This window comes from Streptomyces camponoticapitis (genome assembly GCF_014646115.1).
Classification (GTDB): domain Bacteria; phylum Actinomycetota; class Actinomycetes; order Streptomycetales; family Streptomycetaceae; genus Streptomyces; species Streptomyces camponoticapitis.
Genome location: NZ_BMMV01000006.1, coordinates 358,322 through 383,036 on the forward strand (window position 1 = coordinate 358,322; position 24,715 = coordinate 383,036).

The 24,715-nt window shown below is 70.3% G+C and carries 27 protein-coding genes; 13 read left to right on the forward strand and 14 right to left on the reverse strand.

The window, feature by feature from the left end:
- Positions 1-412: 412 nt before the first annotated feature.
- On the forward strand, positions 413-835 hold the full coding sequence (locus IEY79_RS12330; RefSeq protein WP_189107444.1) for a hypothetical protein: 423 nt from the start codon (positions 413-415) through the stop codon (positions 833-835).
- Positions 836-857: 22 nt separating this feature from the next.
- Here IEY79_RS12330 and IEY79_RS12335 read toward each other — a convergent pair whose 3' ends face one another.
- Together IEY79_RS12335 and IEY79_RS12340 are read right to left on the reverse strand one after the other, a co-directional pair.
- Positions 858-2,450 (reverse strand): MFS transporter, encoded by a 1,593-nt coding sequence (locus IEY79_RS12335; protein ID WP_189107445.1) that lies wholly within the window; start codon positions 2,448-2,450, stop codon positions 858-860.
- Positions 2,451-2,622: 172 nt separating this feature from the next.
- Positions 2,623-3,171, reverse strand: coding sequence for a GNAT family N-acetyltransferase (locus IEY79_RS12340; RefSeq protein ID WP_189107446.1), 549 nt, complete (start codon positions 3,169-3,171; stop codon positions 2,623-2,625).
- Between the two features lie 107 nt (positions 3,172-3,278).
- On the opposite strand from IEY79_RS12340, the gene IEY79_RS12345 reads away from it, so the two are divergent.
- On the forward strand, positions 3,279-4,229 hold the full coding sequence (locus IEY79_RS12345) for a phosphotransferase family protein (protein ID WP_229700826.1): 951 nt from the start codon (positions 3,279-3,281) through the stop codon (positions 4,227-4,229).
- A gap of 20 nt (positions 4,230-4,249) precedes the next feature.
- Here IEY79_RS12345 and IEY79_RS12350 read toward each other — a convergent pair whose 3' ends face one another.
- The 3 genes from IEY79_RS12350 to IEY79_RS12360 all read right to left on the reverse strand — a co-directional run bounded on the left by IEY79_RS12350 (position 4,250) and on the right by IEY79_RS12360 (position 6,383).
- On the reverse strand, positions 4,250-4,960 hold the full coding sequence (locus tag IEY79_RS12350) for a 2-phosphosulfolactate phosphatase (protein ID WP_189107447.1): 711 nt from the start codon (positions 4,958-4,960) through the stop codon (positions 4,250-4,252).
- Between the two features lie 60 nt (positions 4,961-5,020).
- Complete coding sequence (locus IEY79_RS12355; protein ID WP_189107448.1) at positions 5,021-5,467, reverse strand: SRPBCC family protein; 447 nt, start codon at positions 5,465-5,467, stop codon at positions 5,021-5,023.
- Between the two features lie 250 nt (positions 5,468-5,717).
- Positions 5,718-6,383 carry a TetR family transcriptional regulator gene (locus IEY79_RS12360; protein ID WP_189107449.1) on the reverse strand — a complete coding sequence of 222 codons (666 nt, stop codon included), beginning with the start codon at positions 6,381-6,383 and terminating at the stop codon, positions 5,718-5,720.
- A 99-nt stretch (positions 6,384-6,482) separates the two neighbouring features.
- Between IEY79_RS12360 and IEY79_RS12365 the strand changes: the two genes are divergently transcribed.
- On the forward strand, positions 6,483-7,463 hold the full coding sequence (locus IEY79_RS12365) for a quinone oxidoreductase family protein (RefSeq protein WP_189107450.1): 981 nt from the start codon (positions 6,483-6,485) through the stop codon (positions 7,461-7,463).
- Between the two features lie 61 nt (positions 7,464-7,524).
- Here the strand turns inward: IEY79_RS12365 and IEY79_RS12370 are convergent, their stop codons facing one another.
- The 3 genes from IEY79_RS12370 to IEY79_RS12380 all read right to left on the reverse strand — a co-directional run bounded on the left by IEY79_RS12370 (position 7,525) and on the right by IEY79_RS12380 (position 10,370).
- On the reverse strand, positions 7,525-8,553 hold the full coding sequence (locus IEY79_RS12370) for a zinc-dependent alcohol dehydrogenase family protein (RefSeq protein WP_189107510.1): 1,029 nt from the start codon (positions 8,551-8,553) through the stop codon (positions 7,525-7,527).
- A gap of 147 nt (positions 8,554-8,700) precedes the next feature.
- On the reverse strand, positions 8,701-9,567 hold the full coding sequence (locus IEY79_RS12375; RefSeq protein WP_189107451.1) for a helix-turn-helix domain-containing protein: 867 nt from the start codon (positions 9,565-9,567) through the stop codon (positions 8,701-8,703).
- Positions 9,564-10,370, reverse strand: a complete 807-nt coding sequence (locus tag IEY79_RS12380; RefSeq protein ID WP_189107452.1) for a peptidoglycan-binding protein — start codon at positions 10,368-10,370, stop codon at positions 9,564-9,566. Before IEY79_RS12380 ends, IEY79_RS12375 begins: the two co-directional genes overlap by 4 nt.
- Before the next feature lie 380 nt (positions 10,371-10,750).
- Between IEY79_RS12380 and IEY79_RS12385 the strand changes: the two genes are divergently transcribed.
- The 4 genes from IEY79_RS12385 to IEY79_RS12400 all read left to right on the forward strand — a co-directional run bounded on the left by IEY79_RS12385 (position 10,751) and on the right by IEY79_RS12400 (position 14,234).
- Positions 10,751-11,425 (forward strand): hypothetical protein, encoded by a 675-nt coding sequence (locus IEY79_RS12385; protein WP_189107453.1) that lies wholly within the window; start codon positions 10,751-10,753, stop codon positions 11,423-11,425.
- 128 nt (positions 11,426-11,553) lie between these two features.
- Positions 11,554-12,771, forward strand: a complete 1,218-nt coding sequence (locus IEY79_RS12390; RefSeq protein WP_189107454.1) for an NAD(P)/FAD-dependent oxidoreductase — start codon at positions 11,554-11,556, stop codon at positions 12,769-12,771.
- 10 nt (positions 12,772-12,781) lie between these two features.
- Positions 12,782-13,720 (forward strand): sigma-70 family RNA polymerase sigma factor, encoded by a 939-nt coding sequence (locus tag IEY79_RS12395; protein WP_189107455.1) that lies wholly within the window; start codon positions 12,782-12,784, stop codon positions 13,718-13,720.
- Between the two features lie 100 nt (positions 13,721-13,820).
- Positions 13,821-14,234, forward strand: coding sequence for a nuclear transport factor 2 family protein (locus tag IEY79_RS12400; RefSeq protein ID WP_189107456.1), 414 nt, complete (start codon positions 13,821-13,823; stop codon positions 14,232-14,234).
- A gap of 85 nt (positions 14,235-14,319) precedes the next feature.
- Here IEY79_RS12400 and IEY79_RS12405 read toward each other — a convergent pair whose 3' ends face one another.
- Positions 14,320-14,922 (reverse strand): HD domain-containing protein, encoded by a 603-nt coding sequence (locus IEY79_RS12405; RefSeq protein ID WP_189107457.1) that lies wholly within the window; start codon positions 14,920-14,922, stop codon positions 14,320-14,322.
- A gap of 21 nt (positions 14,923-14,943) precedes the next feature.
- On the reverse strand, positions 14,944-15,858 hold the full coding sequence (locus tag IEY79_RS12410; RefSeq protein WP_189107458.1) for an NADP-dependent oxidoreductase: 915 nt from the start codon (positions 15,856-15,858) through the stop codon (positions 14,944-14,946).
- 742 nt (positions 15,859-16,600) lie between these two features.
- Here IEY79_RS12410 and IEY79_RS12415 point away from each other — a divergent pair.
- Both IEY79_RS12415 and IEY79_RS12420 read left to right on the forward strand, forming a co-directional pair.
- Positions 16,601-17,137: a DUF2267 domain-containing protein gene (locus IEY79_RS12415; RefSeq protein ID WP_189107459.1), complete on the forward strand. Its 537-nt coding sequence runs from the start codon at positions 16,601-16,603 to the stop codon at positions 17,135-17,137.
- Positions 17,138-17,231: 94 nt separating this feature from the next.
- Positions 17,232-17,681: a GvpU-like protein gene (locus IEY79_RS12420; protein WP_189107460.1), complete on the forward strand. Its 450-nt coding sequence runs from the start codon at positions 17,232-17,234 to the stop codon at positions 17,679-17,681.
- A gap of 1 nt (position 17,682) precedes the next feature.
- Here IEY79_RS12420 and IEY79_RS12425 read toward each other — a convergent pair whose 3' ends face one another.
- Positions 17,683-18,672, reverse strand: coding sequence for a helix-turn-helix transcriptional regulator (locus tag IEY79_RS12425; RefSeq protein ID WP_189107461.1), 990 nt, complete (start codon positions 18,670-18,672; stop codon positions 17,683-17,685).
- Positions 18,673-18,762: 90 nt separating this feature from the next.
- Here IEY79_RS12425 and IEY79_RS12430 point away from each other — a divergent pair, with 90 nt between their 5' ends.
- The gene (locus IEY79_RS12430; protein ID WP_189107462.1) at positions 18,763-18,942 is read left to right on the forward strand and encodes a hypothetical protein; all 180 of its coding nucleotides are present in this window, start codon (positions 18,763-18,765) and stop codon (positions 18,940-18,942) included.
- 40 nt (positions 18,943-18,982) lie between these two features.
- Here IEY79_RS12430 and IEY79_RS12435 read toward each other — a convergent pair whose 3' ends face one another.
- Positions 18,983-19,813: a response regulator gene (locus IEY79_RS12435; RefSeq protein WP_189107463.1), complete on the reverse strand. Its 831-nt coding sequence runs from the start codon at positions 19,811-19,813 to the stop codon at positions 18,983-18,985.
- A 112-nt stretch (positions 19,814-19,925) separates the two neighbouring features.
- Here IEY79_RS12435 and IEY79_RS12440 point away from each other — a divergent pair, with 112 nt between their 5' ends.
- Positions 19,926-21,485, forward strand: a complete 1,560-nt coding sequence (locus IEY79_RS12440) for a sensor histidine kinase (RefSeq protein ID WP_229700827.1) — start codon at positions 19,926-19,928, stop codon at positions 21,483-21,485.
- Positions 21,486-21,558: 73 nt separating this feature from the next.
- Here the strand turns inward: IEY79_RS12440 and IEY79_RS12445 are convergent, their stop codons facing one another.
- The gene (locus IEY79_RS12445; RefSeq protein ID WP_189107465.1) at positions 21,559-22,293 is read right to left on the reverse strand and encodes a type 1 glutamine amidotransferase domain-containing protein; all 735 of its coding nucleotides are present in this window, start codon (positions 22,291-22,293) and stop codon (positions 21,559-21,561) included.
- A gap of 198 nt (positions 22,294-22,491) precedes the next feature.
- On the opposite strand from IEY79_RS12445, the gene IEY79_RS12450 reads away from it, so the two are divergent.
- Positions 22,492-23,070, forward strand: coding sequence for a CGNR zinc finger domain-containing protein (locus tag IEY79_RS12450; RefSeq protein WP_189107466.1), 579 nt, complete (start codon positions 22,492-22,494; stop codon positions 23,068-23,070).
- A gap of 72 nt (positions 23,071-23,142) precedes the next feature.
- Here the strand turns inward: IEY79_RS12450 and IEY79_RS12455 are convergent, their stop codons facing one another.
- Positions 23,143-24,000, reverse strand: a complete 858-nt coding sequence (locus IEY79_RS12455) for an NAD-dependent epimerase/dehydratase family protein (RefSeq protein WP_189107467.1) — start codon at positions 23,998-24,000, stop codon at positions 23,143-23,145.
- A 192-nt stretch (positions 24,001-24,192) separates the two neighbouring features.
- Here IEY79_RS12455 and IEY79_RS12460 point away from each other — a divergent pair, with 192 nt between their 5' ends.
- Complete coding sequence (locus IEY79_RS12460; protein WP_189107468.1) at positions 24,193-24,672, forward strand: MarR family winged helix-turn-helix transcriptional regulator; 480 nt, start codon at positions 24,193-24,195, stop codon at positions 24,670-24,672.
- Positions 24,673-24,715 lie beyond the last annotated feature (43 nt).

Here is a 24,715-nt window from a genome sequence, read left to right on the forward strand (position 1 = left end):
GACCGGTCATGATCGCCCAGGTTCATCGTCGAGACTCCACGCCGGACAGAGGGCGACACAGTCGCCTCCGCCATCAAGTGGAACCGCACCTCGGTGAGGGATCACGCCAAAGCGACGCCAGCTTAAGGGAGTTGACCGCCAACTTTCAGCGCCAGTGTCCAGGCCGTAATGATCATGCGGGAGAAACTGGGCCAGGTGGGGAGCAACCGCCGACCAGGAGCCGGCCGCATCTCAAAACCCGGGCCGGCGGACGGGCAGACGGGCGGACCGCCCGGAGGGGCCCGACGGCGCCGCCTGTCGCGGTCGTCACCCGCTTGCGCCACATCGGCACGTGCCGCGTCGCAGGGGCCCGGACGCCGATGTTGAGTGGGTGGCGGGGCCCCGAGCCGCTGGTCGTAGAGAGGGAACCGCCATGGCGTCGTTCAAGGACAACCTGGCCGACGACGTCACCCTTGAGGGCGTGGTGATGAACGGTGTGCTCAGGGACCGGGACGCCGTGCTGGCACAACTCGCGGTCGTGAGCGGGTTCTACCGCGACCGGGTGGACGACTTCAGCTTCGACGCCGGCGACTACCACGTGGAGGAGTACACCGCGGTCGTCGCGGGGCGGCCGATCAAGGCCACGGCGACGATGCACCGCAACGCGGACGGAAAGATCGACGCGGTCGTCGTCAACCACCGGCCGCTGGCCGCGGCGCTGACGTTCTCGCGCCTGATCGCCGAGTCGCCGATCGGCGCCGAGTGGGACAGGAACCGCTTCTACCGCCCGGAGGGGCAGACCTACCAGGACCTCCTGGACTACTCGGACACGCCGGAAGGCTCACCGCCGGTGTGAGCCGCGACCGTGGACTCGGTCGCTAGGCCGCCGCACCCGGGGTCGCTTCCGGTGTCGCCCCTTCGTCCGACGCGTCGGCCCGGGGGGATCCTCTGTTGATCATGATGGCGCCGATGACCGCGGCGGCGAGGAGGATGATCGCCGCCCAGGTGATGGCGACGGTGAAACCGTGGACCGTGCCCGTGTTCACGATGCGTGTCCGCTCCGCCCGCGTCAGAGGTCCCTCGCGCGCCGCCGCGGCCAGATGGCTGGTCAGATACGTGGCCGTGGCCGTCGTCGCGATCGTGTTCAACAGGGACGTACCGATGGAACCGCCCACCTGCTGCGCGGTGTTGACCGACGCGGAAGTGACTCCTGAGTCCCGTGGGGCGACTCCCATCGTGGCCGTGGAGACGACGGGCAGGAAGGTCAGTCCGAGCCCGAAGCCCAGCAGGATCGTGCCGGGCAGGATGTGCCCCGCGTAGCTGGAGTGCGTGTCGAGAAAGGTCAGCGAGTACATTCCCCCGGCGCTCAGCAGCAGTCCGGGGACCAGCAGGAAGCGCGGCGGTACGAGGGGAAGCAGCCGGGCCGAGATCTGGGTCGAGCCGATGATGACTCCGGCCGACAGCGGCAGGAAGGCGAGTCCGGCGCTGAGTGGCGAGTACCCGAGGATGTTCTGCAGGAAGAACGTGAGGAACAGGAAGGCGCCGAACAGGCCGATCGTCGTCAGCGCCATCACGATGACCGAGCCGCCACGGTTGCGCTCCCCGATGATGTGCAGCGGCAGCAGCGGATCGGATGACTTCGTCTGCCACCAGGTGAACGCCGCGAGCAGGGCGATGCCGATGCTCAGCACCGCCAGGACCTCCGCGGAGGTCCACCCGTCGGACTCGGCCCTGCTGAACCCGTACACGATCGCGACGAGGCCCCCGCTGCCCAGGACGACCCCCGGGATGTCGAGGTGCGCGCCCTTGGCTCCCGCCCGGTCCTTGAGCAGCGTGAGGGCGCCGACGACGGCGAGAAGGGCGATGAGGACGTTCACGTACAGGCACCAGCGCCAGCTGAGCCATTCGGTGAGGATGCCGCCCAGCAGGAGTCCGATGGCGGAGCCGCCGCCCGCGATGGCGCTGAAGACACCGAAGGCCTTGGCGCGTTCCCTGCCCGACGGGAAGGTCGTGGTGAGCAGGGAGAGCGCGGAGGGCGCCAGGAGGGCGGCGAAGACGCCCTGCAGCGCGCGGGAGAGATAGAGCATCTCCTGCCCGAAGGACGCGCCACCGAGCGCGGAGGCGCCCGCGAAACCGATGAGGCCGATGATGAACGTGCGCTTACGGCCGACCAGGTCGGCGACCCGGCCACCGAGCAGCAGCAGTCCGCCGAAGGCCAGGGTGTACGCGGTGATCACCCACTGGCGGTTTCCGTTGCTGATGCCGAGGTCGCGCTGTGCGGACGGAAGGGCGATGTTCACGATCGTCGCGTCGAGCACCACCATGAGCTGCGCGGTCGCGATGACGGCCAGGGCCCACCAGCGATTCGGATCGGGTTCGTCCACCACGGGGCCGACGTCGCCGGTCCGCGAACCGCCGTTCGTCCCGCTTCCTGTTCCGTCCGGCGGGTCGGGGGTCGACGGCTCACTCATCGTTGGCTTCCTTCGCAGTGGACCTCTGCTGTGCGCGTCAGCAGCTCACTATTCAGGACAGAACATCACAAACAGTAACTCTTTTGCCGCGCCGGGCCGGATCGCGCGCGAGGGAGCTTGGTGTGTGTCCCGTAGAGGGAGCTTGGCGTGTCTCGTAGGCGGACCGTGCGACTCAGACCTCGGGAAGGGATGGATCGGGTGTCCAGGGGGTCGGTGCGCTGATGGACCAGCGTTCGTGGTCCCGCCAGTCCCCGTCGATGTAGAGGTACGCGGGCGAGACCCCTTCGTAGCGGAAGCCCAGCCGCTGGACCAGGGCCAGGGATGCCTTGTTCGCCGGCTGAATGTTGGCCTCCAGCCGGTGGAGCCGCAGGTCGGTGAAGGCGTGTCGCAGAGTGGCGACGAGCCCTTCGGTCATGTAGCCGCACCCCGCGGAAGGGGCGAAGGCGGCGTAGCCCAGGGACGCGCCCTGGTAGCGGCCACGGATGATCGAGTTGATGTTGACCATGCCTGCGGCCGCGCCGGTCTCCCGGACACGGACCAGATAACCCCGGTTGGTGCCGTCCTCGAAGCGGTGCATCCAGGCCTGGAACTCCTCCGCCGTCCCGGGCAGCCGCATCCACGGCAGGTGCAGCTCGGAACTGGCCTGTACGAGCGTGCAGAACTCGTCCTGGTCGGAGAGGGTGAGCGGGCGTAGTTCGACTCGCTGCGGCATCTTCGGCATGGGCCAACGTTAGGCCTGGTGAGTGACGGCAGCCGCATCGGCGGTCGACAGCCCCGCCGTCCGTAAATCTCTCGCGCGTGCCGTCGTCCGGATGATGGGGTGGCACGGTGACCGACGACGAGGCGACGGCCGTCCGGCCGTTGACACTGGCCTGGGTGGGCCGGCAGCTGGGGGCCGGCGAACGGATCGTCAGGACCGAGGCGCTGCACGGCGGCATCACCGCCGAAATGCGGAGGCTGACCATCAGCACGCGGGACGCGGGCACCCGTGACCTGGTGCTGCGGACCTTCGTCGACGTGGAGCACGCCGAGGACGCGCTGAACAGGGAGGCCGGCGCCCTGGCCCTGCTGGCGGGGACCGACGTGCCCGCTCCTGAACTGGTCGCGGTCGATCCGGCCGCCGCGCACTGCGAGTATCCCTCGCTCCTGATGACACATCTGGCGGGCCGGACGGTCCTCGACGACGAGGGACTGGAGGCACGTATCCCTCTGCTGGCCCGTCAACTCGTCGCTGTCCACGCGCTGCGGCCCGCCGGCCGGCCCCGGACGTATGCGACGTTGACGACCGCCGACACCGTCGTGACTCCGAAGGGCGCCGACGCGGCGGCATGGGCCGCGGCGATCGACGTGATCCGCGGGCCCGCACCCGCCTACGAAGGCCGGTTCCTGCACCGCGACTTCCACCCCGGCAACGTGCTGTTCGACATGTCGCCCCCGAACCAGGCGGGTCCCCGGATCACCGGCGTCGTCGACTGGGCAGGGACATCCTGGGGCCCGGCGGACCTCGACGTGGCGCACTGCTCCACCAATCTCGCGCTGCTGCACGGCCCGGCGTGGGGTGCGCGGTTCGCCGAGGCCTACGAGGAGGCCGGTGGAACCCTGGCCGCGGCCGCGAGCGAGCGGCTGTACTGGCGGGTGCGGGACGGGCTCGCGTTCTCGGAAGAAGTGCGGGCGGTGTCGCGGCCGTGGCGGGAGGCAGGGAGAACAGAGCTGACGGCGCGAGCCGTGGAGGAGCGACTGGACGCCTATGTCACCACCCTGATGGACACGCCGGGCTGAGCCAAGGCAGTCCGGAGACCTCACCAGCGGTCAGGTCGAAGCCCCGCGAGCGGCGAAGGCACGGCGCGGGCACGGAGGACCATGAGGGAGTCCTCCATCGTGGCCACCATGGCGAAGGGGAACCGGTCGAGCTCAAGACAGAGCGCGACGTCATCAGGGTGGACTCCTTCACGCACACCCTCCGCCAACTCGTGGGCGGCCCGGGACTCGCCCGCGCGGCGGAGAAACTCGGCAGCGTCCGTCCCAGCCTCGGTGGCCCTCCGGGCGATGTACTGCGCGCACGCCAGATCCTCATCCGCTCGGCCGTCTTCACCGGTGACCACGAACGTGGCGCTGTCACACTCGTACGTCCGCAGGAGCCTTGCCGTCGCCTCGGCGACCACGAAGCCGGCGCACAGCACCAGCGACGCCTCCTTGACCGCGAGGGCGCCGACCGTCCCCGCCGTGGTCTTCTGCACGACGGTCCGTCCGCCAAGGTCGATGGACCGCAGCAGACCCGGGGAGTTGACGGTGTCGAACCCGGGTGCGGGCGGACCGTCCTTGACCGCCACCCAGTCCGGGTGGCGAGCCTTGAGCGCGAGGGCGTCGTCCGGCGACTCGGCGAGGACGATCTTCTCCGCCCCCTGGGCGAAGGCCCAGGCGGCCACCGTGAAAGCGCGCATGACGTCGACCACGACCGCCACGGACGGGGCTTCGACCAGCTCAGCGATACCAAGGAAACGAGCGTCCATCCGGTCATGATCGCGTACGCCCGACCCTTGGCACCCGGACAGTGCCACACGTCACAGCGGTCAGGATGCCTCGACAGCCTTCTTGATGCGCTCGCCGAAGGCCGGTGCGTCCTTACGGGCCGCGCCGAGCGCCAGACCCACCAGCACCTTTCCGACGCCGTGGCCCTCAAGGGCGTTGTAGAGACGTACCTGCGTGCTTCCGTTCGCGGCTTCCTGCAGGTCGTAGCCACCCTCGGAGGCGGTTACCGAATTCTTGCTGGTCTCCCTCCAGCGGATCTTCCGGGGGGCTTCCATTTCGGTGATCACCATTTCGCGGTTCGACTTCATACCCGCGTCCTTCACGGTGGTCCGAAAAACCGTCCCGACCGATGTGGGGCCTGCCGGGACCTTGTCGATCCGCTGTACGCGCGGGCTGAACTCAGGGTCGTTCGTGCCATCCGCGAGGTAGGCGAAGACCTCTTCGATGGGCCGGTCAATCTCGGTAACCGTTTCAAACGTGCCGCTCATGGCTGATCGCTCCTTGATTCCAGTACACCGTTCAATCCAGGACCAGAGTCCTGGAGCCGACGGCGCTCAACGGAATTCGCTTGCGACTGCAGACCATCGAAATGTCTGCGCCTTGGTGCTGGCCGGTCCAGAAAATTAGATCATGAATTCCACAAGATCGCAGTGGAGCGGAAACGACACGTTCGCCGCCTCTTCCGTAAATCCCGGCTCCGTGCGCCGGGGATTACGGGACAGCCCTACGGGACAGCCCTCAGCTCGCGTCTTCGGGGCGGGCGGGCCCGGTGAGTCCGATCGCGTACGCCGCGAGCGCGCGGTCGAGCCGTGGAGCGAAGTCGAGCGCGACATGACCCCAGCGGGGCACCTCCTCGTACAACGCGGCCAGAGTGGGGGTCGGATGGGACACCTGCCAGAATCCCGCGGCGAGCGTGATCGCCACGGCCAGCAGGCCGCTGATCTGTTCGGCCGTCATGCCGCTCACGCGGTCCAGAGCGGTCACGATCTCGTCGTGGGCGGCGAAGGCATTCGTCTTGTACCGGCGGGCCCGTTCGATGTCGACATCGCCTTCGAGATTCAACGGGACGTGGGTCAAGAGGTCGCAGAACACCGGCAGTGCGACCAAGGTCTCGCTGACCACCGCCGCGATCCGGGTGGGGCTGAGCCCGTCGCGGTCGACCACCTCGTCCTGCACCGCGTCGCGCCACTGGCCCCATCCCCGCTCGGCCAGTTCGAGGAGCAGCTCCTCCTTGCTGGCGTAGTAGCGCCGGACGCCGGTGCGGTGCAGCCCGGCCCGCTCGGTGACCCGGGCCAGCGTGATGTACCGGACGCCGCCGAGTTCGACCGCGAGCGCCTCCGCCGCGTCCAGCAGGTCCGCCGCGCGCCGTGACTTGTCTTCGACCGATCGGGCCCTCTGACGCATTCCAGAAGTTTAACACACACGGCGATGCGCTAACCGACGCCTCGTGCTACGTTCGAGATAACGCATCACGACGTGCGTTATAAGTGGAAGGGGATCTTCATGAAAGCCGTACAGGTAAGCCGGTTCGGCGAACCGGGCGTGCTCGTACCCGCCGATCTGCCGGATCCGACTCCGGGTCCGGGCCGGCTCGCCATCGACGTCACCCACGCCGCCGTCGGGCTCATCGACGTCTACATCCGCCAGGGCCTGTTCAGGGACGCCGCAGGGCTGCCACAACCGCCCTATGTCCCCGGTCTCGAAGTCGCCGGCACCGTACGCGCGCTCGGCGAGGGGGTCACCGGCTTCGCCGTCGGCGAGCAGGTGGTGGCACTTCCCGCCGGTGGGACGGGAGGGTACGCGTCGGTGTACATCAGCGACCAGGCACGAACCGTGTCCACCGAGGGCCACGACATCGATCCGGCTCTCGCCGTCGCTGTCGTCCCCAACGCGATCATGGCCCACGCCGCGCTCACCGGCGCGATCCGTATGTCCGCGGGCGACAGCGTCCTCGTCCACGGAGCGCTGGGCGCCTTCGCGGCCGCCTTTCCCGGCATCGCCCGACAGCTCGGCGCCTCACGGGTGGTCGGAACGGTCCGCACCGAGCGGATGGGTGCGGCATCCGCCACCAGGCTGCCGTACGACACCGTCGTCGACTCCGCCCTGCTGCCGGATGCCCTCGACGGCGAGAAATTCGACATCATCGTCGACCCCGTGGGCGGCCTCGTCCGCACGCAGAGCCTGGACCTGCTCGCGCCGTCCGGCCGCCTCCTGCTGGTCGGAAACGCCAGCGGCGACTGGGACCACCGCATCGACAGCAACCGCATCTGGCAGAGCAACGCCACCGTCACCGGCTTCAACGCCGGCGCCTACATGCCGGCACACCCCGAGGCCGTCCGGCCCGCGGCCGAGGCCGCGCTGAAGGCGGTCGCGGACGGCCTGGCCGGCACCGAGATCGAGATCCACTCCCTGGCCGACGCCGCGACCGCACACGAACGGCTGGAGAGCCACGCGGCGAACGGCCGCATCGTCCTCACCCCGTGAGCGAGCTTCTTCGCCAGGCGCTGAAGTGACGTCCCTTCGGTGCTCCGCCCCCGGGGCGGGGTCAGTCCGGTACGAGCACGGCGGCGCCGTTGACACGGCCGGCCGCGAGGTCGGCGAGCGCCTGGTCCGCCCGGCCCAGCGGATACGGACTCACGGTGACCTGAATGCCGATCCGCTCCGCGAGGGCCAGGAAGTCGCGTCCGTCCTGGCGGGTGTTGGACGTGACGCTGCGCAGGTCGCGCTCCTGGAAGAGATGACGCTCATAGTTCAGCGAGGGGATGTCCGTGAGGTGGATGCCCGCGATGGCGAGCGTGCCCGAACGGTCCAGCGCTTCCAGGGCCACCGGGACCAGGTCGCCCACCGGAGCGAACAGGACGGCCGAGTCCAGTGGTTCGGGCGGGCGTTCGTACGCGCCGCCGGCCGAAGCGGCGCCGAGGCTCAGCGCGAGTTCCCGTGCCCGCGCCGACCGGGTCAGCACATGGACGGTGGCCCCCTCGGCCACGGCGACCTGGGCCGCCAGATGGGCCGAGGCGCCGAAACCGTAGATGCCGAGACGCCCGCCCTCGGGCAGTGCGCTGCGGCGGAGCGCGCGGTAGCCGATGATCCCGGCACACAGGAGGGGCGCGAGCGAGGCGGCGTCCCGGATCTCCGGGAGGGGATACGCGAAGGCAGCCGGGACCAGCGCCATGTCGGCGAAGCCGCCGTCCTCGTCCCAGCCCGTGTAGGTGGACCAGGGGCAGAGGTTCTCCCGCCCCGCCCGGCAGTAGCGGCACTTCCCGCAGGTCCCGCGCAGCCAGGCGCCGCCGGCGCGGTCGCCGATACGGAACGAGGTCACCGCCTCCCCGACGGCGACGACGCGGCCGACGATCTCATGGCCGGGGACGGTCGAAGGGCGCCGGGGCGCGAGATCCCCCTCGGCGAGGTGCAGATCCGTACGGCAGACGCCGCACGCCTCCACCCGCAGCAGCAGGTCGCCCGGGCCCGGGGCTGCCGTGCGCCGGGCGATCCGGGCCAGGGGGCGGGTCTCGATCGGTCCGGGCCTCTCGACGGCCCAGCTGTGCTGTGCCTCTGCGGCAGGGACGGCGGACATCATGTCTCCAGCCTGCGGCGGGTGCACCACCGGGGCAAACGAAGCGGGTCGGCGCCGGTGTGCGAGCCGCCCGGACCGTCCACTGCCCCGAAACGGCATGGCCGGATACGCCGAAGTGCCTTGCCCACGGCCCGAAGTCATCCGGATCTACGGCCTTGAAGCCCTCCGCGCACCGCCGGCGGCCCCGCCCACACGGGCCTCCACACACTCCCGTCCGCCGTCGGCCGACACGGGCTTGAAGCAGGCCCGGACGGCGCTGCCGGGGTGGACCGCGGTCATCTCGGTGTAGACGTAGGTCTCCATGTCGACGGTGTCCTCGATGCGTACGTCGCGGGTCGGGCCGGCCGCGGTGACCTCCACCCGGTCGCCGATCCGGGCGCCCCAGACCCGGGCCCAGGTGGCGCCGCACTTCTCGCTGTAGCGCAGCTCCACGTTGGCGCCGGTGGAAGTGCGGTACGTGGTGAGGGTGTCGGGGCCGATGGCGCAGACCAGGCGCATCGGGTCCCGGCCCTCACAGGCGGCTCCACGACATTGGGGGGCGAGGGAGTACGGTGCCGAGCCCGCCGGTGTTCCGCCGTCGTCCGGGATCTCCCGGTCCGACAGCAGGAAGAACACCAGAGCCACACCACCGACGATCACCGCGTACGCCGACACCAGCACCACCATGAGCCGGCCCCCGCGGCTCCTGCGGCCACGCGGCTGCCCGGCCTCGGAGGGCCGGGGCAGTTCCTCGGGCTGTGATCGCGATTCCTCGGACGGGGCGGGGGCCGCGGCGCGTCCGCTCCACCCCGACTCGGCGATCTCCCACAGGGCCGACACCCGCCCGTAGGGCTCGTTCGCGAGCCTGCACAACTCCCGTACGGCCTGACGAGGGGGCAGGCTCTTGCCGTTGAGATAGCGCTCCCACGAGGACTTGCTGTACGCGGTTCGTTCCGACAGCGCCGCCAGGCTCAATCCGGTACGGGCCCGCAACTCCCGCAGCACCACGGCCAACCGGGCGTGTTCCGCGGTCACTTCGCCGCCGCCTCCCGCAGGGCCTTCCAGGTGTGCGGCCCGATGACACCGTCCACGACGAGCCCGTCCCGCTTCTGGACGCGCACGACCGCACGCTGCGTCTGGGGGCCGAAGACGCCGTCGATGTCCCCCGTCGAGATACCCGCCCGGCGCAGCAGGCACTGCGCCTCGGCCACCACCGGCCCCACGTGGGTGTACGCCACGATGGTGTCGCTGGTGCGGCTGAGGCCCGCGTACCAGCGGCCCTCACGCTCCTCCAGCCGGCAGGTGTAGACGACCGGCACCAAGGTCTCCGAGACGATGGCCGGGGTCGCCGGGGGCGTATCGGCACGGTTCGCGAGTTCGGCGCGGGCGTCGGCCAGCTGCACGGCCAGCAGGAGCGCCGCGGAGACGGACAGCACCAGGGCCACCGCTCCGAACGCGACCGCGGCGCGCGTATGACGCCCGTACGGCTGCCGCTCCGTGGGAGCGTGGAGCGGCGTCACCGAAGAGCCCTCCGGGGCGCTCTCCGGGGCAGCGGTGGTGACCGTACGTCCCTCCGCCCAGCGTTCGGCGGCCGTCTCGTGCAGCGCCAGCAGCCGAGTCGGGTCCTCGCCGCCGATGCGGGCCATCACCTCGACGGCCTCCCGGGGCGGCAGCGACCTGCCGTTCAGATACCGCTGCCACGATCTCGCGCTGTACCCGGATTTCGCGGCCAGTTGACGCGCGCTCAGTTCCCCGCGGTCCTTCAGTCCGCGCAGTCGCACGATCAACTGACGGACGTGTGGGTGCAGTTCGGCGGGCAGCGGCTTCCAACGCGACATGTTCCCCCCATTCGCGTTCGGGACCCCTGGTCCGGCCCCGTCTTCCGGCCTCATTCTCCATCATCGGGGCGCTCACGGAACGCGGGCCCCGCCCTGCCGCGGAATCGCCGTCCACGCTCGCGGTCGTCCCGCCGTACGGACCGCGCGGGCGATGTTCCAGCAGGTCAGCGAGTGGGACGTCCCAGGATGACGTCACTTGTGTGTCAGCTGTGGCGCTGCGTCGCGGCGAACCCGCAGGCTCGTGACGGAACCGGCCGGTACGGCCGCCGGCTCAGCCTGTCCCAGGAAGGCGCTCGGTGTCACGACCGCCGTCAGCCGCTGAGCCGGCCCGCCGACCGTACCGACCGCTGGACACAGACACGCGAGAAGGAGCCCATCGGGTGACCAGTACTTTGAGCCTGCGAGCCCTGCGGAGCCTGCGGACCACCCCCGGCGGGCAGTTCGACTGCGAGATCCTCTTCTCCGACGGAACGGGAACCCCGCGGACGGTCGCCTACGTGGAACGCGAACTTCCGCCGGGCGGCATATCCGCCTACCTCGCGGCCCGCAAGAGTGGCTCCCGCTCGTTCGTCCTGTGGGCGGACGACCACCGGCAGGCGCGGGTCGCCACCCTCGTCACCCTCACCGGAGGCCGGCGGGCGCGGTTCCATGTGCTCGGTCCCCAGGGCGAACCGCTCGGCATGGTCACACGCGACAAGGCTTTCAGCCGGGGCATACGCACACGCTGGACGGTGAGCCGCCCAGCCGCCCCCGACGCCGTGGGGTACAAGGGCCGGCTCTTCTGGTGGTGCGTGTGGTGGTTCTTCGCGCCCCTACTGCCGTTCGTCATCATCTCCGTGCTGTTCGGCGGCGGCACCGGTGGTGACTTCCCCCGCGGACCCCGCCGCATCAAGTGGCGCGCCGGCGGACAAGTACCTCTGGAGTTCCGGTCGTCGGGCGACAAGGTGCATGTGAACGCGCCCGACCTGGACTGGCGGCTCGGAGCCGCCCTCGCGGCGCTCATCCCCTCGTTCGACGGCTGGATCGGGAATCCATGGGACAGCCGGAAGGACTGAAACGGGGGCTCCTCTCTCCGGGGCGACTGCGGCACGACCATTGAGTGACCCACGTCACACCCGGCTTCTGTCAGCAATCGGAGCGCCGTCTCGTTCAAGGGCCACGCGAACGAGACAGGAGCAACGCCATGAAGCACCGCATCGTCGTACTCGGCGCCGGATACGCCGGGGCCTTCGCCGCCGGAAACCTGGCCCGCCGCCTCTCCCCCGCCGACACTGAGATCACCGTCGTCAACGCCGTGCCCGACTTCGTCGAGCGGATGCGGCTCCACCAGCTCGCGGCCGGCCAGGACCTCGCGTTCCGCAAGCTCACGGACGTGTTCGCGGGCACCGGGGTACGGCTGCGCCTGGCGCGCGTCACCGGCGTCGACCCCGAGCGCCGTACCGTCGCCGTGACCGGCGAGGACCGGGAGGACGCGAAGGGCGGCGCGCGCGGCGACGGTGAGCTCGCGTACGACACGCTTCTCTACGCGCTCGGCAGTTCCGTGGCCCACCACGGCGTCCCCGGCGTGGCCGAGTACGCCTTCGATGTGACCGGCCGGGCCTCGGCGCTGCGTCTGCGCGAGCGCCTGGCCGGCCTGGGCGGGGGCGGCACTGTGCTGGTCGTCGGCGAGGGTCTGACCGGCATCGAGACCGTCACCGAGCTCGCCGAGTCCCGGCCCGACCTCTCGGTCGCGCTCGCCGCCCGCGGCCAACTGGGCACGTGGCTCTCCCCGAAGGCCCACCGCCATCTGCACCAGGCCTTCGACCGGCTCGGCATCACCGTCCACGAGAACACCGGCATCGCAGCCGTCGAGCCGTCTTGGGCGATCACCGCCGACGGTAGGTCCATCCCGGCCGACGTGACCGTGTGGTCGGCCGGCTTCGCCGTACACCCCATCGCGGCCGCCAGCGGTCTGGAGGTCGCCGGGACCGGCCAGATCGTCGTCGACCGCACCATGCGCTCGGTCTCGCACCCGGACGTCTACGCCGCCGGTGACTGCGCCTACGCGATCGGCGACAACGGCCGGCCGCTGCCGATGTCCTGCGCCTCGGCCGGCTTCACCAACATGCAGGCGACCGCCGCCATCATCGCGCGCCTGACGGGCAGTGAGGTCCCGACCACCGGGCTGGAGTACTACGGCAACCACATCAGCCTCGGGCGGCGGGACGCGATCATCCAGATGGTGGACGGGGACGTCAGGTCGAAGTCCTGGTACCTGGGCGGCCGGACCGCCGCGCGGATCAAGTCGGGCGTGCTCAGGGGGGCCGGGTGGGGCATCGCCCACCCGACCTTCGGCATGCCGAAGCGCAAGCGCCGCCTGGCCACCGCGACCGAACCGGCCGGTGCGAAGGTCGCCGCATAGGCTGTCACGCATGGACATCGCGGCCATCGATCGGTTCGAGGCCAGCCGGGGCCGGCTGGCCTCACTCGCGTACCGTCTGCTCGGCTCGGCCGCCGACGCCGAGGACGCCGTGCAGGACACCTTCCTGCGCTGGCAGGCCGCCGACCGCGAACGGGTCGAGGTGCCGGAAGCGTGGCTGACCAAGGTCGCCACCAATCTCTGCCTCGACCGGCTCCGCTCGGCGCAGGCGCGCCACGAGCGAGCGGCCGGCGCCTGGCTGCCCGAGCCGCTCCTCGACGGCGACCCGATGCTCGGCCCTGCCGACACCTTCGAGCAGCGTGAATCGGTGTCGCTGGCCGTACTGACCCTCTTGGAGCGCCTCTCACCGGTCGAGCGTGCTGTCTACGTCCTGCGTGAAGCCTTCTCGTACAGCCACGCCGAGATCGCCGGAATCCTCGACATCACCGCGTCCGCGAGCCAGCAGCACGTCCACCGGGCCCGGATCCGGGTCACCGCCGAGCGCCGCCGCGGCGGCGGGACCGACCCCGCGTCCGCGCGCCGGGTCGTCGAGGAGTTCCTCGCCGCCGCCGCGTCGGGACGCACCGAACGGCTGGTGGCGCTGCTCACCGACGACGTGACGGCGATCTCGGACGGCGCGGGACTGGCCAAGCGCACGGTGCGGTACACGACGCGCGAGCGGGTCGCCTCCTACGTACGGGTGGGCTTCAAGCCCACGCCGGCGAAGCGGCGGCTGGTCGGCGGCTCGCCCGTGTTCCATGTCGCACTGGTCAACGGCTCCCCCGCCGTGCTCGCCGTGGTCGAGGACCGGGTCGTGGGCGCGGTGGCGTTCGAGATCAGCGACGGCAAGGTCGCGTTTCTGCGCGGCATCGCCGCCGCGGGCCGGCTCGCGCGCCTCAACGAGGTCTGGCGGCAGCGCGAACCCGACGCGCCGGTCATCAACGCCTGGTGACCGGGAAGGGCCGGCCACTCAACCGGCTCCCGCGCGAGCAATCTTCCTCCGGCGGCGGCCAGTACGGAATAAACCGTGACGTCTTCATCCTTTACGTGTCATGGCGACTGTATCCGCCCGTGAGGCGGCAACTGATCTGTTCGAACAGGTACTTTCCGGCGCCCCGCCGAGCGAGCTGGCGGAGCGTTTCGACGAGAACGTGGACTGGTTCATCTCCGGCGACGAGTCCGTCGTGCCGTGGATCGGCCGCAAGACCGGCCGGGCGGGCGTCGCCGATTTCTACACCCAGCTCGGACAGGGGGCCAGGGTGGAGCACTTCGAGATCGAAACGATCGTCGGCGACGGCGACCGCTGTGTCGTCCTCGGCACCCTGCGAACCAAGGTCCTGGCGACGGGCCGCGACATCGAGAGCGACTTCGCTTTCGACATCAAGGTCCGCGACGGGTTCATCACGCGCTACCGCATGTTCGAGGACACGTGGGCAGTCGCCGCGGCGTTCGAGCCGGCGCGGTGAGGGCGGCGCGGTGAGGGCGGCGGCGCCCTCACCGCGCGGGCTGCGGGAAGACCGCGCGAACAAGACGCGCGGCGGAGAATGCCGTTCAGGGGTGGGAGTCCAGCGGGTTCTCCGCCATTCGCGCGCTGAGGCCGGACCGTACGGCGCCTGCGGCCGAGCTGTCCGGCTTGCGCTCCGCCTGGATCTGGAAGCACGCCAGGAAGTCCTTGGCGAGATCGAGCCGGGGATGGCCTTCCAGTACCTGGGACCTGAAAGCGGGAGTGAAGTCGTCCAGATCGCTGCCGATGATCTCCGTGCTGGTGGCGCGGGCCAGAAGGTACCCCTCCGGGTCGGCCGACACGTCCACCTCGGACGACATGTGCCGGATGATCACTTCCGACAGACGTTCGCGGCGCTCCGCCGGCCACCCGGCGCCGGCCGCGAACACCCGTGCCACATGCCCGCCGGCCTCCTCGAAGGAGACGGTATGGCTGTCGAACTCCGGCACCGGGCCGAGGTCGTGGAACAGCGCCGCCACATAGAGCAGTTCCGGGTCGAAGGGAATGCCGCGTGCCGTGCCGTGGGCCGCAGCCCACACGTAAGCGCGCAGGGAATGGTTGAGCAGCGCGGGTGAGTGGTAGGCGGACGCCACTTCGAGGGCGGCGGCCGACGTCGCGGTGTCCGGCACCACGAGGTCATCGAGGGTCATATTTCCCACCTGGTGGCAGTCCTAGGGGATGTGAATGATCGTCTTGCCGGCGGTGCGCCGGTCCGGGGCGAAAGCGGCGGGGGTCTCGGACAACGGCCGCACGGCCCCGACAACGGGCTTGAGCCGTCCGTCTCGGAGCCGCCGGGCGAGGTCCGTGAGCCGGGCGCGATCGGGTTCCACGACGAAGAAGACGGCCCGCCCGTCGGCGGGCTGGACCCTGGGTGGCATGGCGATGGTGACGAGCGTCCCGCCGGCGCGGACCAGAGTGGTGGAGCGGTCGAGGATCTCCCCGCCGATCACGTCGAACACCACGTCGACCTCGCCCGCGTCCTCCAGGCGGTCGGCCTGGAGGTCCAGGAAGGCGTCCGCGCCGAGACCCAGTGCCGTGTCCCTGTCGGCGGCCCGACCGGTGCCGATCACGCGGGCTCCCCTCTCGTGTGCCAGCTGCACCGCGATGGACCCGACACCGCCCGCGGCGCCATGGATCAGAACGGTCTGTCCTGTCGTGAGCCGCCCGTGGTCGAAGAGACCCTGCCACGCGGTCAGTCCGGAGATCGGCAGCGCGGCGGCCACGGTGTGGTCGACGTCCGCCGGCAGTGGCGCGAGGTTGCGGGCCTCCACCGCGGCGTACTCGGCCAGTGATCCGTTTCGGCTCCAGTCGGTGAGTCCGAATACTCGCTGGCCGACGGTGAGGCCGGTGGTGCCGTACCCCAGTTCGGCGACGACACCTGACAGTTCGTGCCCGGGGACGCTCGGGGTCCGGTCACGGCCGGCGCGGTCGGACCAGGTTCCGGGCCAGTCGAGCTCGCCGGGGGTGAATCCGGCTGCGTGCACGCGCACGATGACGTCGTTCTCAGCGGCGTGCGGATAGGGCATGTCCGACAGGGAGAGTCCACCGACACCGGCGTCGCGGTCTCGGACAGTGATGGCTTGCATGGCAGATCCTTGCTCGGATGAAGGTCTTTCGAGAACGAGCACACAGACGCCCGTGAAGTACGGCCGGCCGGTCGAGCGATGACCGGCCATGACCCATCACACCTCCTGGTCGGCGACCGAGCCGCTCGACAGGGCAGGCGGTAGGTCATTTGCCGCCGTGATGTCGACCGTACGGTCAGGACCGCCCGGCTGTGTGGGCCATTTCGGCAGGGGTCCACCGGGCCACTTCGCCACCCCGCGAGGTCTTCCACGGGGCCGCTTCGCCACGTTGCGGACCCCGCCCGAATCGGAACCGCAGAGCCGCCGAGCACCGGCCGGAACCTTCTCGCGCGGCAGGTCCGCACCGGGTATCAGTGCGATTCCACGGCGACTTGACGTCAATGCCTGCCGATCCCTGCCGATCTCATCGGTATCATCGGCCTGATACCTCCCTCGCCGACCACCCGCTGAAGGGTGGCTCTGTCCTGTCGCCCCCGGCGGACTTCTCGTCGATCGCACGCATGGAGCGCGTGAACGGGGGCACAAGCCGGGCGGATGAGGTGGCGTCATCGAGGGTGCACGGCGCGCGAGATCGCATGCGCGGGCCGGGCTCCTCACCCACCGCTGAGATCCGGACCCGGCCGGGCCGGCCCCCACAGGGGCCGTGTCGCGAGGGTTCCGAAGACGACAGAACATCCGCAACGGCGCGGAACGGATCTGTCTGCCTTGTTGGCGAGAACCCAGACGAGGAAGGCACCTGCCCATGCAACTCCAGGCCGCAGCAGCTCCGGCGAAGGTCTTCACGTTCGACCGAATGCTTGAGACCGTGCGCTACGAAGGCGCCTACCCCACCCGCGAGCGGGCCGAGGAGTCGGTCACCCGTGTACTGACAGCCTTCGGACAGCAACTCGCCGATGGCGAACGCGCCTCCCTGGCGGCCCAGCTGCCCGCCGAGGCCGCGCGTCTGCTCGGCGCCGCCGCCCCGGCCGAGCCGCTGTCCGGCCAGGAGTTCGTGAAGGAGCTGGCTACTCGAACCGGCGGAACCCCGGCCACCACACGCTGGGACACCAGCACTGTGCTCACCCTCGTCGGGCACATCGCGGGGAGCGAGGTCCTCACTCGGGTTCTCGCGCAGCTGCCGCCCGGTTACGCCCTCCTGTTCGGCCGCGCCGAACTCACTCAGGTGGCACGGCAGAGGCGCGAGGGCATCGCACTGCCCGCCACCCGCCGAACGGTTCCCCTGACGTCGAAGTTCAAGCCGTCGAACGCGGGGGCAGAGGTCGCGACGGCGGGACGGTAGTACCAGGACGGTTGTCCAGGGAGGCCAATTGGGGTCGTGCGGTCCGCGGGGCCGCACGACCCCGCTCCAATGCCGCTCACTGAAAGGAAGTCGTATGACGCAGACCTCGGGTGCCGCGCCGGACGTGAAACCGGCCGCGACAGAGCCGGTGCTGGATATCCACCTGCAGATGCTTGTACAGCTGCTCGGGCAGGAACTTCGCTCCGCCCTCCCCGTGATACTGAACGTTCCCGGGGGCGTGCTGTCGGGAGACCTGATCAGTCACGAGGCCTGGAAGGCGGCCTGGGCACAGGATCTGCGCAAGATCGCGGGAGAGGGAGCCCGGACCATGGCGATCTTCCCGGAGACGGTGGACCAGGGCGTGGAGGAAGCCCGCGGCGGAGCCGGGCCGGAAGGACTTCCACGGTGGATTCACCTTCGTAACGCCACTATCCTGACCGGCTCCAGCGCTCCGGTCTGGTTGGCGTTGTGGCGTGCCCGGTTGGCCGACGTATCAGGATGGACACTCGGCAGGGCGGCGCCGGACGACCACCACGACCGCTGACTCACATCGCCGTCGCCGAGTGGAAGAGCGCCGCCGCCTCACCTCGTGAACCGAGCGAGAGCTTGGACAGGATGTTGGCGACGTGGAATTTCACGGTGGACTCGCTGATGTGCAGTTCCCGCGCGATGGTCCTGTTCCGCTCGCCGAGCGCGAGGCGCTCAAGCACTTCCAGCTCCCGCGCTCCCAGACCGGCCAGTGGGTCGGCGGCGCCCGCGGTCCCACCGTGCGTGGGAGAGGGCAGGGGCCTGGCGGTCCTGGTGGCCGCCGCCTCGGACAACGCCAGGGGCAGCGTCAGCTTGGCCGTCATCCCCCAGCCGGGCACGGCGTCCAGTTCGAAGGAGCCGCACTGGGCCTCCACCCGCTGGGCGATCCGGCTGACGCCGAGATCGTCCCGCGCTATGCCCGGTCCGTCGTCCCGTACGGTCGCCACCAGCTCGGCGAGCCCGAGCTGCCAGCCGACCCTGATCCGCCTGACCTCGCTCTGCCGCAGTGCCGCCAGGACAACGGCCCGCACGAACACTCTGGCCGCGTGCGCGGTGGCCGACGTCAGCGACCGGTCGTCCCCGGGCGGGTCGAGTTCCAGCCGCACCGCGCTGTGGCTGAGCAGCGTCTTGAGCGAGTCGGACAGATGACTGAAAGCCTGCCTGGCCGGCTCCTCCCACACCGGTGAGGTGCCCCACTGGGAATCGTTGCGCAGTTCGATGAGCGCGTTGACGGCCAGGTCGACGGCGGTCGACCGGGCGGCGGGGTCGTCCAGGCGGTGGCTGCGCAGGACGCCCAGGATCCCGGAGAGCGCGGTCGCGTGCGCCTCGCCCAGTTCGGCGACGACATGGGACCTGGCCTGCGCGACCGCGCGGGACTGGGCGAGCGTGCTCGGGGTGGCGTCCGTGACCAGTCGCTCCAGATGCGTGGTGAACAGGTCCACCAACGCCTGCACGGTCGAGACGATGTCCGCCGGGAGGGGAGTGGGAGTGTCCTCGTCGAGGACCATGACCAGGCCGGCGCCCCGGGGAGTGAGATCGCTCGCGACGACGAGGACAGGCCACGGCGCCCCAGCGAGTTCCGCCGTTCCCTGCCACGGGTGGCCCGGTGTGACCTGGGCGACAAGCGCGCCGAGATCACCGAGTTGCGCGGGAGCACGCTCGCCGTACACGTCACCGGGAGCGTGGACCGGCACCGCTTCGGCGTTTCCGGCAACCAGCTGGGCATGATCACCGGGCTCGCCGCCATCGACGTCGACGCGGGGTTCAGCAGGGCCTGAGCCCCGCCCGTAATCCGGGGGAACGACGTCCCGGGAGGCCCTAGGAACGGGGCAGGCGGGTGGCGGTTTCGAGGAAGAAGGCGTCGATTCCCTGCACGGCCTCGATGAACTCCGTGAGGTTGATGGGCTTGGCCACGTACGCGTTGGCATGCTGCCGATACGCGCCCGCGATGTCGTCCGGGGCGGCGGAGGTAGTGAGGACGACGACGGGGATGCTGCCCAGGTCCTGGTCCTTCTTGAGGGCCGCCAGCAGTTCCCTGCCGTTCATCCGCGGCATGTTCAGGTCGAGGATGATCAGGTCGGGGCGCTCGTTGGCGGTGTCGCGCAGGTGGTCGAGGGCCGCGAGGCCGTCGGGGACCTGCGCGATGCTGCGGGCCATGCCACGTTCGACGAGGGCATCCTCGATGAGCAGGGCATCCGCGGGATCGTCCTCGACCAGGAGCACGGTGTAGGGCCGGTCGGTGGTGAAGGCGTTCACGGTGGGACTCCTGTGCTCGGTGTGGGGCAGTGGGCGTGAGGCGGGCCGGGCGGTGAAGACGAGACCGGGCCAGCGCTGTCGCGCTCCCTGCCGGCTGATTCCCCACGCCGCACCGAGCTGGGGGTAGTTGGCGCCTGCTCGGGCGGCCGCGGCGGCCTCCTGCTGGGCACACCGGGTCACCGCCCGGCTGAGGTGGGCCAGAGCCCGCAGATGGTCCAGCGGACCGCCGGCAGCCGGTTCGGATCCTGTCAGATCCGTGGCCCCGTGCGGGCTGTCCGCCGTTGGGAGGCCGGGGAGTTGGGCGACCATACGGCGTACCAACTCGTTCACCGCCTCCTCTGCCAGTTCGGTCAGTTCCCGCCCCTCGGCGGAGGTGGTGACATCGGCGCCCATGGGACGCACTCTAGGCCCGCCGAACACCCGCGACAACTGTTGTTGTCAGGCAACGGTACACTCCGCTGACTCGGAGCCTCTCCGAGCCCTGGAGCAACGAGGAGAGCGCGTCGTGAGCAGCCGAGACCCGGACGGAATAAGACACCCCGGCAGTACCCGAGCCGTCCCGCTCCCCCGCTGGACCACCCGCCGCTGGGTGGCGGCGGGCACCGCGGTGGCACTGGTGCTCCTGATCGCGCTCGTCCTGTGCGGGTCGTGGATCTTCGCTCGCTCCACCGCCATCAACAACCGCCTGGTGGACCGCTCTTCGCCGGCCCTGATCGCCTCGGTCCGGTACGAGAGCGCACTGGTCGACCAGGAGACCGGCATCCGCGGCTTCGGCATGACGGCCCGCCCCGAGTTCCTCGCGCCGTACCGCACGGGACTGGCCCGCCAGGAGGCCGCCGAACGGCAGTTGCGGAAACTGGGCGCCGGGAACACCCAGACTCTGCGGGATCTCACCGAGGTGCGGCGGCTCGCCGACCGCTGGCGGTCCCGGATCGCCGGGCCCATCGCCACGTCGGAGACGCCCGCCCTGGTGGCACGGGAGCGGACGGAGGAAGCGAAGGTCCTCTTCGACTCGCTCCGTACCGCGATGTCCACACAGCAGCGGCATCTTGAGGATCAGCGAGTCGCCGCACGGGCGGACCTCCTTGACGCGCGCGCCTTGCGGAACTGGACCTTCGCGGCGATCGCTCTGGTGATCCTGACCCTGGCCGGCTCCGTCGTCGTCGCCCTGCGCCGGGGAGTCACCAACCATCTGGATCGGCTCTCCGACGACGTACGCACGGTGGCCGCGGGAGACTTCACCCACCCCGTCACCGGATCGGGCCCCGCGGACCTGCGGCTGCTCGCATCGGACATCGAGGCCATGCGCGCCCGGCTCGCGGCCGAACTGCTCCACCGTGAGGCGGCGAGCGCGGAACTCGCCGCCCAGGCCGAGGAGTTGAGCCGCTCCAACGCGGAGCTGGAACAGTTCGCGTACGTGGCCTCCCACGACCTCCAGGAGCCGCTGCGCAAGGTCGCCAGCTTCTGCCAGCTCCTGGAGCGCCGCTACTCCGACCAACTCGACGACCGCGCGCGGCAGTACATCGACTTCGCCGTGGACGGCGCCAACCGTATGCAGGGACTGATCAGCGATCTGCTGGCGTTCTCACGCGTCGGGCGGCTCCTCGCCGACCAGAGCACGGTGGACCTGGAGGATGTCTACGAGCGCACGCTCTACGCACTCAGCGAGAGCATCGAGGAGTCGGGCGCCGTGATCACCCATGACCCGCTGCCCGCCGTCGAGGGCGACCGCACCCAACTCGGCATGCTTTTCCAGAACTTGGTCGCCAACGCCGTCAAATTCCGCGACCCCCGACGCTCTCCGAACATCCACATCAGCGCCCGGCGGACGGACGGGGAGTGGGAGTTCGCCGTCGAGGACAACGGCATCGGCATCGCGCCCGAGTTCGCCGAACGTGTCTTCGTCGTCTTCCAGCGGCTGCACACCCGCGAGCAGTACTCGGGCAACGGCATCGGCCTCGCCCTGTGCAAGAAGATCGTCGAGTATCACGGCGGCACGATCAGCCTCGACCCCGATCACTCCCCGGGCGCCCGCCTCGTCTTCACCCTGCCCAAGAGTTCCTAGCCGCCGCTCAGGCCGACGGAAGGCGCTCCGTCACCGGCCCGGCACGGCCCGGCAGCGCCGCGGGGAGGACCCTTCAGGCGGTTGTGGGGCGGGAGCCCGCGCGGGCGGCGAGTTCCTTGAGGACGGTCTGTGCTGCCGCGGCGGCGGATGCGGGGTTCTGGCCGGTGACGAGGTTGCCGTCGACGATCACGTGCGAGGACCAGGCCGGTCCGGCGACGTAGTCGGCTCCGGCCGCCTTGAGGCGGGTGCCCAGCAGCCAGGGGGCGTTGGCGGCCAGGCCGGTCTGAGTCTCCTCCTCGTCGGTGAAGGACGTCATGCGGCGTCCCTTGAACAGCCATTGACCCTCGTCGTCGCCGGCGGTGAGGAAGGCCGCCTGGCCGTGGCACAGTGACGCGACGACCTTCGACCGGTCGGGGAGCAGGGTCCGCAGTACCCGGGCGGCGTCCTCGTTCACGGCCAGGTCCTGCATGGGGCCGTGACCGCCGGGGATGAACACACCGTCGTACGCGGTGGGGTCGACGTCCTCAAGGCGCTCAGGCGCGGCGAGCAGCTCCTTCACACCTTCCAGGTACGCGCGCAGTTCCGCGGCCTTCTCCTCGTCCCCGTTGTTGGCCTGTGCGGTCAGGCTCATCTCGTCCACGACGGCCGGGCGGCCTCCCGGCGTGGCCACGGTGAGCTCGATTCCCGCTTCGGTGAACACCTTGTGCGGTTCGGCGAACTCCTCGCTCCAGAACCCGGTGGGGCGCTGCGAGCCGTCCTGCTGGCTCCACTTCGTCGCTCCGCTGAGAATGACGAGCAGTGATGTCATGACTACCTCCGGTTGTGTGGGCGCGGCACCGCTGCCGGCCCGGCATGGGCCTCAACATCGCCCTGTTAGGACCGTAACACGTTAGCCAATGACGTAGAAAAGCGAGCAGCCTCGCCGAGTGCTTGGCTAACACACTTCCCACATGACGTACCGATGAGGGTGCTGTAGAGTGTCGATCCAGGAGAGAGGTGCGTGACCATGCAGCAGACCCCAGCGGACGACCGGTGCCCGCCATCCACGTGTGACAGCTCCGCACTGCTCCTGGGCCTCGTCAACACCGCACCCCTGGCGGGCGGCCGGGACCGTCTGACCGTGCCGGAGGACCTGTCCGCATGGCTGGCCCACGCGGGTCTGCCCGGCGCCGGCACGTCTGTGACCGGCGCGGACGTGGCCGCCGCGCGTGAGCTGCGAGACGCGTTCACGATGATTTTCCGGGCGCACTCGGGATGCGAGGACGGGGAGGCGGCACTGCCCGCCGCCGAGGAGTATCTCCAGCGCATAGCCCACCGCTACCCCCTCGTCCCACGGCTCGACGCGGACGGCTGCCACCTGGTCCCGGCGCAGGACGGGATCCTCGGCGGCTTCGGGGCGCTGTTCGCCGCGGCGGCGGACCTGGCGGCCCGCGGCGGCTGGGCACGCCTCAAGATGTGCAAGAACCCGACGTGCTACACGGGCTTCTTCGACAAGACACGTAACTCCTCGGGCCTGTACTGCAGTACGGCGTGCAGCACACGGATGGCGGCGCGCGCCTACCGCAGCCGCGTCAAGAACGCCTGACCCCGCCGAGGGACCCGCGCTCCGCCGGGGTCCCGGAAGGCTCTGTCCGTGAAGGTGCGCAAGCCGTACCGCTCAGCCGCGAGCGAGAACGGACAGGGGATCGGTGTGAGCCGGGGTCCAGCCCAGTTCGGCCTCGGCGCGTGCCGGTGTGAGCTGCTGATCCAGGGCGAAAGCGTCCGCGACCGGCCCCATCCGCTCACGTGCCTGCTCCAGTGAGATCGACGCGATCTTGCCCTCCATCCCCACCGCACGACTGAGGGCGAACGCGCAGTCCCTGGCAGTGGGGTTCACGCCACCCACACCGGCGTAGACCGAGCCTGCCTTCGCCTGGAGCGCGGCGGCATAGAGCTCCGCGACATCGTCGATGTGCACCAGAGCCCAGCGGTTCTCCCCGTCACCGATGTACGGGATGACGCCCGCTTCCTTGCCCGGAACGGTGTAGTAGGTGTTGATCAGACGGTTCTCACCGCCGTACAGCAGCCCCAGCCGCAGCACGACCGGCCGCCCGCCCCGCTGTGCCCTCCCCAGGACGGCGTCCTCGACCGGCTTGCGCCAGGCGACGAGGGGCGGCGGGCTCCAAGGGGCGGTCTCGTCGGCCACACCGCCGGTGTCGCCGTAGACCCAGGCGCCTCCGGTGTGCACGTAAGTGCCGGTCCCGACGCCGTCCTGCATGGCGGTCGCCGCCGCGAGGTCCTCGTCACCGGTCTCGGCCTGCGCCAGGTGCATGACCGCATCCGCGCGTGCCGCCGCGGCGTTGAGCACCCCGAGATCTCCGAGCCCACCGGTCAGTGGTGCCGCACCGAGGGCGGTGACCGTCTCGACCGCGCGCTCGTTACGAGCCAGAGCCTCCACGGCGTGGCCCTGCCGGACCAGCGTGCCGATTACGGCCTTGCCTATGTATCCGGATCCACCGGTGAGGAAGATTCTCATGATCGTGCCCCCTGACTTGTCGGTCGGGTCCCTACACATCCAGCATCCGCCCGGGGCGGAGCACGCGCCTGCCGCCGCCACACCAGGAGCGCCTGACGCCGGTGGACGGCCGGTCTCCGGCGCCTCGCGGCCCGCCGTGGCCCGGACCATCGACGCAGGGCCCATGCCAGGTGGTCTGAGTATCCTTGGTCCATGGTCAAGAAAAAGCCCGCCGCTGATCCCGCCCGACAGGGCGTGCTGCCGCTCCTGGAGCACCTGACCCGGCTGGGGAAGCGTGTCTACATCAGCGAGATGGCGCCGGGTGGTCTTCGTCCCCGGCACCTCATCACGCTCCGGCTCCTCGCGGATCGCGGGCCGCTGAGCCAGCAGGGCCTCGGCGAAGCGCTGAGCCTTGACCCGAGCAATGTCGTGGGCCTGCTCAATGACCTGGAGGAACGCGGTCTGATCGTGCGACGGCGCGACCCGGCCGACCGACGGCGCCACATCGTCGAGCTCTCGGCCTCCGGCGAGGAGGAGGTCGTCCTGTCCGACGAGCGAGCGGTCGTCGTCGAGGACCGGATCTTCGCCGCCCTGGACGCCGACGAGCGGACCACTCTCTACGAACTGCTGCAACGCGCGGTCGGTACGGCGGCGCTCAACTGCGAGGTCCCCGGCGACAAGACGCAGGACTGAGGCCGGTGGGCCGTCGGCATGCTGCCGTACGTCATGGGCGGCG

What these genes read in the sequence shown, in the direction of transcription:
- IEY79_RS12330 (WP_189107444.1), top strand. Translation starts at nt 413, where the DNA reads ATGGCGTCGTTCAAGGACAACCTGGCCGACGACGTCACCCTTGAGGGC.
- IEY79_RS12335 (WP_189107445.1), bottom strand. Translation starts at nt 2,450, where the DNA reads ATGAGTGAGCCGTCGACCCCCGACCCGCCGGACGGAACAGGAAGCGGG.
- IEY79_RS12340 (WP_189107446.1), bottom strand. Translation starts at nt 3,171, where the DNA reads ATGCCGAAGATGCCGCAGCGAGTCGAACTACGCCCGCTCACCCTCTCC.
- IEY79_RS12350 (WP_189107447.1), bottom strand. Translation starts at nt 4,960, where the DNA reads ATGGACGCTCGTTTCCTTGGTATCGCTGAGCTGGTCGAAGCCCCGTCC.
- IEY79_RS12355 (WP_189107448.1), bottom strand. Translation starts at nt 5,467, where the DNA reads ATGAGCGGCACGTTTGAAACGGTTACCGAGATTGACCGGCCCATCGAA.
- IEY79_RS12360 (WP_189107449.1), bottom strand. Translation starts at nt 6,383, where the DNA reads ATGCGTCAGAGGGCCCGATCGGTCGAAGACAAGTCACGGCGCGCGGCG.
- IEY79_RS12365 (WP_189107450.1), top strand. Translation starts at nt 6,483, where the DNA reads ATGAAAGCCGTACAGGTAAGCCGGTTCGGCGAACCGGGCGTGCTCGTA.
- IEY79_RS12370 (WP_189107510.1), bottom strand. Translation starts at nt 8,553, where the DNA reads ATGTCCGCCGTCCCTGCCGCAGAGGCACAGCACAGCTGGGCCGTCGAG.
- IEY79_RS12380 (WP_189107452.1), bottom strand. Translation starts at nt 10,370, where the DNA reads ATGTCGCGTTGGAAGCCGCTGCCCGCCGAACTGCACCCACACGTCCGT.
- IEY79_RS12390 (WP_189107454.1), top strand. Translation starts at nt 11,554, where the DNA reads ATGAAGCACCGCATCGTCGTACTCGGCGCCGGATACGCCGGGGCCTTC.
- IEY79_RS12395 (WP_189107455.1), top strand. Translation starts at nt 12,782, where the DNA reads ATGGACATCGCGGCCATCGATCGGTTCGAGGCCAGCCGGGGCCGGCTG.
- IEY79_RS12400 (WP_189107456.1), top strand. Translation starts at nt 13,821, where the DNA reads ATGGCGACTGTATCCGCCCGTGAGGCGGCAACTGATCTGTTCGAACAG.
- IEY79_RS12405 (WP_189107457.1), bottom strand. Translation starts at nt 14,922, where the DNA reads ATGACCCTCGATGACCTCGTGGTGCCGGACACCGCGACGTCGGCCGCC.
- IEY79_RS12410 (WP_189107458.1), bottom strand. Translation starts at nt 15,858, where the DNA reads ATGCAAGCCATCACTGTCCGAGACCGCGACGCCGGTGTCGGTGGACTC.
- IEY79_RS12415 (WP_189107459.1), top strand. Translation starts at nt 16,601, where the DNA reads ATGCAACTCCAGGCCGCAGCAGCTCCGGCGAAGGTCTTCACGTTCGAC.
- IEY79_RS12420 (WP_189107460.1), top strand. Translation starts at nt 17,232, where the DNA reads ATGACGCAGACCTCGGGTGCCGCGCCGGACGTGAAACCGGCCGCGACA.
- IEY79_RS12425 (WP_189107461.1), bottom strand. Translation starts at nt 18,672, where the DNA reads ATGGTCCTCGACGAGGACACTCCCACTCCCCTCCCGGCGGACATCGTC.
- IEY79_RS12435 (WP_189107463.1), bottom strand. Translation starts at nt 19,813, where the DNA reads ATGGGCGCCGATGTCACCACCTCCGCCGAGGGGCGGGAACTGACCGAA.
- IEY79_RS12445 (WP_189107465.1), bottom strand. Translation starts at nt 22,293, where the DNA reads ATGACATCACTGCTCGTCATTCTCAGCGGAGCGACGAAGTGGAGCCAG.
- IEY79_RS12450 (WP_189107466.1), top strand. Translation starts at nt 22,492, where the DNA reads ATGCAGCAGACCCCAGCGGACGACCGGTGCCCGCCATCCACGTGTGAC.
- IEY79_RS12455 (WP_189107467.1), bottom strand. Translation starts at nt 24,000, where the DNA reads ATGAGAATCTTCCTCACCGGTGGATCCGGATACATAGGCAAGGCCGTA.
- IEY79_RS12460 (WP_189107468.1), top strand. Translation starts at nt 24,193, where the DNA reads ATGGTCAAGAAAAAGCCCGCCGCTGATCCCGCCCGACAGGGCGTGCTG.